Raw genomic sequence first — 7,904 nt, 5'->3', positions numbered from 1 at the left:
GGCCATGGCCCCACACTGGGCGCGCTTTTCAGCGCCCAGTGTGGGGCGTATTGCATGGTGTTCATGTGCGCATTGCATGCATGTTTATGCGTATTGCATGCGTGTTATGGCAAAAAACCCATGTCACGGACCGTCCCTGCATTCCGGTCCCCCCAGTGGTCGGGTAAAGGTGAAGCGAAAGGGTTTGACCACCAGTTCATGGGCGGCCTGGGTGGAATTGCCCCCGGCCAGGCTGAATGGCAGGGTGACGGTATAGATGGCGACCCCCAGCACCGAGGCGGCCAGACCCAGGGGGCGGCAGATCAGGCCATCGATGATCATATCCTCGGCCCGTTGCGTGGAGCTGCGGCCATCGATGGGGGGATACAACACGGGGTTGGCACGGACCGGGGCAGGGGCGATGCTCATGCCAGCAGCGAGCAAGACAGTCAGGATGAGCGCCGAATGAATCGGGGCCTGGGGGGTTGGCGATCGGACAGATCCGGGATGGAGTCCTGGTGGGGTTCGAGGCGAAGCCCTGACAAAGGTTTTCATGTCCAGGCTTTTCTTGAGAGGGTACTGAATGGTCATTGTCGCCGAAAGATCCATTTGCGGCCACCTCCCGTGATCACACCGGAATTTGGCTGGCCGTTATGGAGCCATCGGGCCGACAGGGTGATGTTGTGGGTTTGATTGCCTTGCGCGTCCAGGAAGCCTTCACCCGACAAGGTCATGCCCTCGGTGGCGAGATGTACGTTGCTCAGACGGATTTGCCCGTTGGCGAAGGAGAGGGAAGCCGAGGCGTTTTTCCAGTAGAGGGATTTGTCCTCCTGAAACAGATTTTGACCGTCAACCAGGTCGTGGGAAAGCACTGCACCATCCAGGCCGACCAGTCGCCCTGGTTCCAGGCGCAGATTGGCCTGGCCCCAGGATTCCACGGGCAATAACTGCTTGTCGAGACGGCCCCAGACATCCGCATGTCCAAAAAGGAGCCCCTCAAGCTGGAGGGTATCGGCGGCCTTGGCCTCCTCCAGCCGATCGATGAAGGAAAGCCGCTCTTGTGGCGCGGGGCTGAGAAGACGTTCCAGGGAGACGCCGGACATTTCCCATTGGGCATAAAAGAGAGGATTTGGTTCCCAAGGCGAAACAAAAACCTGACCATCCAGGTTGCCATGGGCCACGCCCAGGCGCATGTCGGTCGCCGTCCAGGCTGCCGGAGTCAAATGGATCGGGACAGTGAAGGACTCCATGGTCAGCGGTCCCAGACGGCTCTCCCCCCCGTAGAGGGATCCCTGGAGCTGCCATCCAGACTCCGCAGGATGGGTCAGTCGCAGATCCATGGCCACCAGACCATCCCCGGACCATTGGTGCAGGTCGGGCATGAGCGCCAAAAGATCCCGCATCTCCCAGGTGCCGATCAGAGCGAGATCTGGTTCGGGCAAAATGTGTCCCTGCACGCTGAGAAGGTTTTGTTCCTTGCCCTGCACCGTTGTTTCTGTTGTGGAGAGATTGGCTTTTTGCCGACTCAGATTGAGGTTGAGAAGCAGAGGCAAGCCGGCGGGTTTGTGCACGAAGTTGCGCCAGAGGAGGTCGGTTGCCGTCAGGTCCAGCTCGCCCGTGACGGTGATGGCCGATGGCCAGAGGCCCTGAATGTGCACATTTCCCTCCAGGGAGCCCTGGGCCACAAGGGGGGAGGATGGAGGGGAGGGAGCCTTCTCCAACGCCAGAGGCTGCAAAGAGAGCGAGAGGGGTGTGGACTTCGGCACTGTGACCTCCGGGGGGAGAGTGCCAGGTATATCTTCCCATGCCAGCGGCCTCATGGTGCTCAGGTCCAGATTGAGATCAAACCCCCCATCGTAGCGGGCCACTCCCTTGAGTTCCAGCAAGGGTGACTCATCCAGGAAAACGAAAAACTCTTGCAGGGTGGCCTGAGGGATCGTGTTGTTGACCACGATGATGGACTTTTGCCGAATGGAGAGGTCTATGGCAGCGGCAGACTCTTCCCGTTTGGTTGTCAGGGGGGACTCCTTCCGGGCGTCCAATGGAGAGTCGTTCCGCTGCTCCGGTGGGGAAGGGGCTTTTTGCGCGAGGGTTGGCAGGATCTGAAGCCCACTCTTTTTGCGGGCAGGAAGATTTTCTTTGCCGGAAGGTGAGAGTTCCAGATGGAAGAGTTCCAACGCGGTATTGGTCCGCATGCCGCTGGCCAGTTTGCCATGGATCAGGGTGGAAAAATAACCCCGGTCTGCCCGGGCGTTGTGGTGAAACTTGGATAAAAACGCGCTCAGGTGATCCGGACGGCTGGATTTGGCCTCTACGCTCAACAACAACGGCATATCCAAGGGATTGAAGGATTCTGGCAAAGGCCCGATCTGACCATGCCCTGTGAAAGGGATGGACTGCACCAGTGCCGACCCGTTGATCGCGGATGCTTTGTGTGGAGAGAGATTATTGATCTGGATTTGGATCTGATCCACGATCCAATCATGCCCTTCCGGATGGTCCTGGTTGCGGATATGGAGGAGACCATCCCGCACGACAATTTCTTTCAGGGAGAGGTTTGTCAGGCTCAGGCCCAGGGTCCGTGTCATGTTGGCGTTGCGTTGATGGGCGCCCTCTTCGGCCCGGCGCAGGAGGGCACGATCCCGATGTTGGACAAGGTTGAATTGGGGTTCTACGAGCGTTATGGAGGTGACCTTGATTTCAGAGGTCAACAAAAAGCTCCAGTCCAGTCCCAGATAGGTGTGTTCCACCCGCAGCAGGGGCGGGTCGGCGGGATCGGAGGATTTGATCTCCAGCGCCCGCAGCTCCAGTCGCAACCCTTCCGCCGGGGCAAATTTGACTTCGGCAAGGGAGACAGGGTAACCCAGGATCAGCTCAAGGGTGCGGGAAATGAAGGGACGAAACTGATCGGGATCCACGATCCGGGGAAGTACGACCGCCACACCGCCCGCCAGAAAGGCAAGGATGGCCAGCAGGAGCGCAGCTCGACGGGTCATTCGGCCAGTTTGTCCTTGAGCAGTTTGTTGACCATGGCCGGGTTGGCCTGTCCCTGGGTCTCTTTCATGATCTGTCCGACAAAGAATCCCAAAAGTTTGGTCTTGCCGGCCCGATATTGCGCGACCTCCTGCGGATTGCCGGTCAACACCCGCTCGACGAGGGCTTCGAGGGTTCCGGAGTCGCTGACCTGCTGCAACCCCTGTGCGGCAATGATTTTTTCCGCCGGATCGCCGGTCGCGAACATGGATGTGAACACCTGCTTGGCCATTTTGCCGGAAAGCGTCCCCTGGCCCACCAGCCCGATCAATTGCCCCAAGGCCTGGGCTGTGACGGGTGAAGCGGTGATCTCCTTGCCTTCCTTGTTGAGCAGCCCCAGAAGTTCGACCGATACCCAGTTGGCAGCGGTTTTAGGGTTGTTGGTCGTACCAACCACCTCCTCAAAAAAGTTTGCCACGTCGCGGGATGCAGTCAACACTTCGGCGTCGTAGGACGAGAGCCCGTACCGAGTCTGGAAACGGTCCCGGCGGGCGTCGGGAAGTTCGGGGAGTGCGGCAGCCTGGATGGCAATGCGCTCCGGCGTGATGGTCAGGGGGGGGAGATCCGGCTCGGGAAAGTAGCGATAATCATGGGCTTCTTCCTTGCCGCGCATGGAGCGGGTGACCTCTTTTTCGGCATCCCACAGGCGCGTCTCCTGCACGATCTGTCCCCCGGTTTCCAACACGTCGATGTGACGCTCGGCCTCGTGGTCGATGGCTCGCATCACGTTGCGGATCGAGTTGAGATTTTTCAACTCGCAGCGGGTGCCGAACACCTGCTGGCCACGGGGGCGTACCGAGACGTTGGCATCACAACGGAACGATCCCTCCTCCATGTTGCCGTCGCACACGTCCAGGTAACGAACGATGCTGCGCAATTTTTTTAAATATTCTCCCGCCTCTGCCGCCGAACGCAAATCCGGCTCCGAGACGATCTCCATCAAGGGAACCCCTGTCCGGTTCAGGTCCACCCAGGACGCCCCGGCGATCCCCTCGTGCAGATTTTTTCCCGCATCCACCTCCATGTGGATGCGGGTGATGCCGATGCTCCTTTCTTCTCCCCCGTCCGTTGGGATGTGCAGAACCCCTTTGCTGACGATGGGCAACTCGTATTGGGTGATTTGAAAGCCGGCTGGCAGGTCCGGATAAAAATAGTTCTTGCGGGAAAATTCGCTGTGCAGGTTGATGGTTCCGGAGATGGCCAGGCCGGTGCGAATGGCCATGTTGACCGCATCCTGGTTCAACACCGGCAGTACCCCGGGGAAGGCGGCGCAGACAGGGCAGATCTGGGTATTGGGTTCCGCCCCGAAGCGGGTGGAACAACCACAAAATATTTTGGATTGGGTACGCATTTGGGCATGGACTTCCAGGCCGATGACGACCTCATATCCGGGGTGTGCAGGCATATCCGTTCACCAGTTTTTCTGTCCCCTGGACCCCGGTTTGTTGCCGGGTGCCGAAAAATTACAGTAACTATTCATCACCCGGCCACGAATCGGGGTCCAGGGGGCTGGCTCCCTGGCAGGTCCAGGACGGAGTCCTGGTGGGGTTCGGGGCGAAGCCCTGACAAAGGCTTTCATGTCCTGGCTTTTCCTGCAAGGGTGGTGAATAGTTACAAATTACAGATTCTGCATTATGTGCAAAAATCGTTGACCGGGTGCCGCTGGATGGCCGACCCTGTGTGGGAAGGGTAGAATGGTTGCCCATGATGTGCAATGCTCTGGATGCTGCGAGTCGAAAGATGACTTCATGAACCACGATGGGCGCGGGAGATTTTTCCTATGGCTGTTGTAAACCAGCAGGAGCAGGAACTGTTGGTGATGGCAATCCGGCAGCGGGCCGATGCCCTGTATGAGGGGGGGCTCTGCTGCTCGGAGGCCGTCTTTTTGGCTGTGGTGGAGTCCTTGGGCGAGGAGCCGGACCGGGCCCGCAATCTGGTGCCCTTGGCCAGTGGTTTCTGTGGTGGCATGGGCAATCGCAATGCCACTTGCGGTGTTTACACGGGCGGTGCCATGGCCGCCGGGTTGTTGGTGGGGAAAACAACCCCCCAGGACAAGGAGAAATCGACTCGCAACCTGACGGCCCGTTTTCAGGAGCGCCTTTTGGCCGAAGCCGGGGCTTTGCGTTGCCAGGATTTGCTCGATAAGTTTGGCCCGATTCGCAACATTGGCAAGCGCATGTGCCGCCGTTTGACCGCTCAGGGCGCGGAAATTCTGGCCAGGACGATCCTGGAAAGCAAAGCGTAACGATTCAGCACCCTGTCAAGAAAAGCTTGCGCGTGAAGGCCTTTGTCAGGGCTTTGCGCCGAACCCCATCAGAACATTGTCCGAGGTCTTGCCGGGGAGCCAGCCCGCCGGACCCCGACTTGTTGCCGGGTTCTGAATCGTTCTCGCTTCTCAACTCTTTCCGGAGATCATCTGTTCCAACCGGCCTGCCTGTTGCACTCAGCTTGTTCCTTGGGGTGTAATTTCTCCCATTGGGTGATGGTCAGGGTTTCGCTGTAGTCCATGCTGTCGTTCATGCAGGTGCAATATTTTTTGATGACCTCGGGGGACTCCTTGGCGCTGGCGTTGTCTTTGATGCACTGGGCGATCCACTTCATGTCGTCGGCACAGGAGCAATATTGGCTGACGATCTCCGGTGTTATCCTGGAGTCTGTATGACCTTTCATGCACTGTCCGATCCACATGATATCTTCCGTCGAGCTGGCCCATGCCGGGCTGCTCAGCAACATGGATCCAAAAAGCCCCATGGCGGCAAATTTTGACTTCATGGCAGGACACTCCAAACAGTAGGTGATTTCCAATCTTTCAATCGTTGTAACGATTCTCCACCCGGCAACGAAACGGGGTCCAGGGGGCTGGCTCCCTGGCAGGTCCAGGACAGCGTCCTGGTGGGGTTCGGGGCGAAGCCCTGACAAAGGCTTTCATATCCAGGCTTTTCTTAAGGGGGTACTGAATAGTTACCAATTGTTTTTGATGGGTATTGAACAGACACAAAAAAAAGGGGGCGAACCCGCCCCCTGCAAAACCTCAGGATTGTGAAGCACTCTGAATCAGGCGCCGAGGCGTTTTTTGTAGTCAGCGATCTGTTTGCGCATGCGCTCGGGCAGGCGATTACCCACCTTGGCCATATAGCTGTCCAGGTCGTCCAGCTCCGATCGGAAAGAAGCGGCATCGACCTTCAGGAGTTCGGCCAGATTTTCTTTGGATATGTCGAGCCCGGTCATATCCAGATCCTCGGGCTTGGGCATGAGACCAATCGGGGTCTCCACGGCGCCACGCTTGCCCTCGACCCGCTCACACATCCACTTGAGGACACGGGCATTGTCACCAAAGCCGGGCCAGAGCCACTTGCCGGCATCGTTTTTCCGGAACCAGTTGATGTAGAAAATGGCCGGAGCCTTGGCGCCGAGCCGGTCCCCCATGTTGAACCAATGCTGCCAGTAGTCGCCGACGTTGTAACCACAGAAGGGCAGCATGGCCATGGGGTCACGCCGCAAGGCGGATTTGACATCCAGGGCGGCGGCGGTGGGTTCGGAAGCGGCGGTAGCGCCCATGAACACGCCATGGTCCCAGCTCATGGCTTGATGGACCAACGGCATGACCCGGGTGCGGCGACCACCGAAGATAAAGATATCGATGGGCACCCCCTCCGGATTTTCCCAGTCAGGGCAGATGGTTGGACACTGGTGGGCCGGGGCGGTGAAGCGGGCATTGGCATGGGCGCCAACCTCTTTGGAGGCCGGAGTCCAGTCGCGTCCTTTCCAGTCGATGCCATGTTTGCATTCGGTCTCCATCCCTTCCCACCAGACATCGTTGTCGTCCGTCAGGACGCAGTTGGTGAAAATGGCGTTGCCCCGGATGGATTCCATGGCCATGGGGTTGGAGTTTTTGCTGGTGCCGGGGGCGACACCGAAGAAACCCGCTTCGGGATTGATGGCGTAGAGACGGCCATCGTTGCGGATTTTCATCCAGGCGATGTCGTCACCGACGCACTCGACCTTCCAACCCGGGATGGTGGGTTGCAACATGGCCAGGTTGGTTTTGCCACAGGCGCTGGGGAAAGCGGCGGCAACGTGGAAACGCCGACCTTCAGGATTGGTCAGGCGCAGGATCAGCATGTGTTCGGCCATCCACCCTTCATCCCGGGCCTGGGCCGAGGCAATGCGCAGAGCCAGACACTTTTTTCCCAGCAGGGCGTTGCCGCCGTAGCCGGAACCATACGACCAGATCAGGCGTTCCTCCGGGAAGTGGGCGATGTATTTCTTTTCGATGGGGGCGCAGGGCCATTTGCCATTGTCTTTTTCCCCCTTGGCCAGGGGCTTGCCTACCGAGTGCAGGCAAGGAATGAACTCGCCGTTGTCGCCAAGGGCATCCATGACTTTGGTGCCAACCCGGGTCATGATGTGCATGTTGGCCACTACGTATGGGCTATCTGTGATCTCGATGCCAATCTTGGCGATCGGCGACCCGACAGGCCCCATGGAGAAGGGAATGACATACATGGTACGTCCACGCATGCAGCCGTTGTACAGGCCGCGCATGGTCTTCTTCAGCTCTTCCGGGTCGATCCAGTTGTTGGTGGGTCCGGCATCTTCCTTTTTCCGGCTGGCGATGTAGGTGCGGTCCTCGACCCGTGCCACGTCGGAGGGGTCAGAGCGGAAATGGTAGCTGTTGGGACGTTTGGATTCGTCCAGTTTGGTGGCCAAGCCTGCGTCCAGCAGCAACTTCATCATATGATCATATTCAGCCTTGGTTCCATCGCACCAGGCCACGTTGTCAGGCTGGCACATGGCGCGAATCTCTTCAACCCAGGCGAGCAATTTGGCGTTTTTCGTCATCATGAGTACCTTTCCTGGAACGAAATCGTTGGATGATTTGAAAATTTTCA

At 58.4% G+C, this 7,904-nt stretch carries 6 protein-coding genes; 1 reads left to right on the top strand and 5 read right to left on the bottom strand.

Annotation, left to right across the window (positions count from 1 at the left end; genetic code table 11):
• Positions 1-123: 123 nt before the first annotated feature.
• The 3 genes from HQL63_09180 to gatB all read right to left on the bottom strand — a co-directional run bounded on the left by HQL63_09180 (position 124) and on the right by gatB (position 4,417).
• Positions 124-450, bottom strand: a complete 327-nt coding sequence (locus HQL63_09180) for a hypothetical protein (GenBank protein MBF0177005.1) — start codon at positions 448-450, stop codon at positions 124-126.
• 116 nt (positions 451-566) lie between these two features.
• On the bottom strand, positions 567-2,975 hold the full coding sequence (locus tag HQL63_09175; GenBank protein ID MBF0177004.1) for a hypothetical protein: 2,409 nt from the start codon (positions 2,973-2,975) through the stop codon (positions 567-569).
• Positions 2,972-4,417 (bottom strand): Asp-tRNA(Asn)/Glu-tRNA(Gln) amidotransferase subunit GatB, encoded by a 1,446-nt coding sequence (gatB, locus tag HQL63_09170; GenBank protein MBF0177003.1) that lies wholly within the window; start codon positions 4,415-4,417, stop codon positions 2,972-2,974. Before gatB ends, HQL63_09175 begins: the two co-directional genes overlap by 4 nt.
• A 375-nt stretch (positions 4,418-4,792) precedes the next feature.
• On the opposite strand from gatB, the gene HQL63_09165 reads away from it, so the two are divergent.
• A complete protein-coding gene (locus HQL63_09165) occupies positions 4,793-5,257 on the top strand; it encodes a C_GCAxxG_C_C family protein (protein MBF0177002.1) in 465 nt (154 codons plus the stop codon).
• A 167-nt stretch (positions 5,258-5,424) separates the two neighbouring features.
• Here the strand turns inward: HQL63_09165 and HQL63_09160 are convergent, their stop codons facing one another.
• The gene (locus tag HQL63_09160; protein ID MBF0177001.1) at positions 5,425-5,613 is read right to left on the bottom strand and encodes a hypothetical protein; all 189 of its coding nucleotides are present in this window, start codon (positions 5,611-5,613) and stop codon (positions 5,425-5,427) included.
• A 453-nt stretch (positions 5,614-6,066) separates the two neighbouring features.
• Complete coding sequence (locus HQL63_09155; protein ID MBF0177000.1) at positions 6,067-7,854, bottom strand: phosphoenolpyruvate carboxykinase (GTP); 1,788 nt, start codon at positions 7,852-7,854, stop codon at positions 6,067-6,069.
• Positions 7,855-7,904: the final 50 nt, after the last annotated feature.

Source organism: Magnetococcales bacterium (assembly GCA_015231175.1).
GTDB lineage: Bacteria > Pseudomonadota > Magnetococcia > Magnetococcales > DC0425bin3 > HA3dbin3.
This window is presented reverse-complemented; position numbering and strand designations above follow the sequence as displayed.

Coding starts and splice junctions, on each gene's coding strand:
- HQL63_09165 (MBF0177002.1), top strand. CDS start 4,793: ATGGCTGTTGTAAACCAGCAGGAGCAGGAACTGTTGGTGATGGCAATC.
- HQL63_09160 (MBF0177001.1), bottom strand. CDS start 5,613: ATGAAGTGGATCGCCCAGTGCATCAAAGACAACGCCAGCGCCAAGGAG.
- gatB (MBF0177003.1), bottom strand. CDS start 4,417: ATGCCTGCACACCCCGGATATGAGGTCGTCATCGGCCTGGAAGTCCAT.
- HQL63_09155 (MBF0177000.1), bottom strand. CDS start 7,854: ATGACGAAAAACGCCAAATTGCTCGCCTGGGTTGAAGAGATTCGCGCC.
- HQL63_09175 (MBF0177004.1), bottom strand. CDS start 2,975: ATGACCCGTCGAGCTGCGCTCCTGCTGGCCATCCTTGCCTTTCTGGCG.